This is a genomic window from Micromonospora deserti (genome assembly GCF_003236335.1).
Classification (GTDB): Bacteria; Actinomycetota; Actinomycetes; order Mycobacteriales; family Micromonosporaceae; genus Micromonospora; species Micromonospora deserti.
On record NZ_POUB01000502.1, the window covers coordinates 1 to 1450 of the forward strand.

Consider the following 1450-nt stretch of genomic DNA (forward strand, 5'->3'; position numbering starts at 1 on the left):
GCTAGGCCGTGTTTCAGAAGCAGGTAATCGGTAGCAGTTATTCTGGACTGTGCCTACGGTGCTGGTCGGATGCCGGTCGAGTGCGGTAGGAGTATGAAGTGACGCTTGCCAGCAAGGGATCCCGGCGGATCGTCGTCGACGGCGTCGCGTTCCGCTGGACCGTGCGTCGCCGGCCGACGTACTCCCAGGCCAATGGCTGGTCGCCGCTGACGTTTGTGGCAGAGCTGGCCGAGGAACCGGGCGCTGTGCTCGTGGTGTCTTTGCCGTATGCGCATCCAGGCAACTGGATCGGGTACGCCAGCGCACCGGTGCGTCCGGCGACAGTGGCTGCGGGTATCCGCGAAGCACTGACGGGCGGCTGGCAGCCGGCGAAGCCCGGGCCGGCGTTCGAGCTGACACTCGCCGACGTGGTGAACGCAGAACCCTGCTGCTCCTGCACACAGGCTCAAAGCCACTCGTTGATGGCGACGATGTGCAGTGAGGCCTGGTAGCGGACGGCGAGTTTGTCATACCTGGTCGCGATCGCGCGGTGGCGTTTGAGGCGGTTGATGCCGCACTCCACGGCGTGCCGCTGCCGGTAGCGTTCGGGGTCAAAAGCTGGCGGCCTGCCGCCCTTCGAGCCCCGCTTGCGCCGGTTGGCGTCCTGGTCGGCCTTCGACGGGATGGTCGCCGTGATCCCACGCTGGCGCAGGTAGCGGCGGTTGGCCTGGGAGGTGTACGCCTTGTCGGCCAGGACCCGGTCTGGGCGGGTGCGTGGCCTGCCTGCGCCCAGTCGTGGCACCCGAATCCTGTCTAGCACCACGGTGAACTGCGGGCTGTCTCCGCGGTGCCCCGCGGTCAGCACCATCGACAACGGCTTCTGCCCTTGCTCGCACCCGAGGTGAATCTTGGTGGTGAGACCCCCGCGCGAACGACCGAGGGCGTGGTCGGCCGGCTCCTGCTCAGGCCCGCCCGGCGGCTCCCGCTGCTGGTCACTGTTGCGACGAGCACCGGCGGCGTGCTGATGCGCCCGGGCGATCGTCGAGTCGACGCTGACATCCCAGGTGATCAACCCGGCGGCGTCCGCACGTGCCTGCAACGCGGTGACGATCCGCTGCCACACCCCAGCCCTCTGCCAGCGGCGGAACAGCCCGTATATGGTCTGCCAGGGGCCGTAACACTCCGGTACGTCTCGCCACGGCGAGCCGGCCCGGACCCGCCACCGGATCCCATTGATGAGCTGCCGTTTACTCCACTTCGGCGGCCGACCCGGCTTCTTCCCACGTGGCAGCAGCGGTTCCAGCCTCGCCCACTGCGCGTCGGACAGATCGTGCCGCCTCGTTGCCGCTACGCTGGCCACGAGGTCTCCGGTGTTCAGGTCTTCTTGGTCGAAGAATCATCTACCGGAGACCTCGCCGTTTATTGATCACCGACGCGCCGCAACTTCCTCAACACCTATGAAACACCGCCT

The 1450-nt window shown here is 67.2% G+C and carries 2 protein-coding genes; one reads left to right on the top strand and one right to left on the bottom strand.

What is annotated here, in order from left to right; all coding sequences use genetic code 11:
• Positions 1 to 98 precede the first annotated feature (98 nt).
• Entirely contained in the window at positions 99 to 491 is a 393-nt protein-coding gene (locus C1I99_RS31550) for a hypothetical protein (protein WP_199562471.1), read from the top strand.
• On the opposite strand, the gene C1I99_RS31555 is transcribed toward C1I99_RS31550, so the two are convergent.
• On the bottom strand, positions 446 to 1339 hold the full coding sequence (locus tag C1I99_RS31555; RefSeq protein ID WP_111137775.1) for an IS5 family transposase: 894 nt from the start codon (positions 1337 to 1339) through the stop codon (positions 446 to 448). The genes C1I99_RS31550 and C1I99_RS31555 overlap by 46 nt on opposite strands.
• Positions 1340 to 1450: the final 111 nt, after the last annotated feature.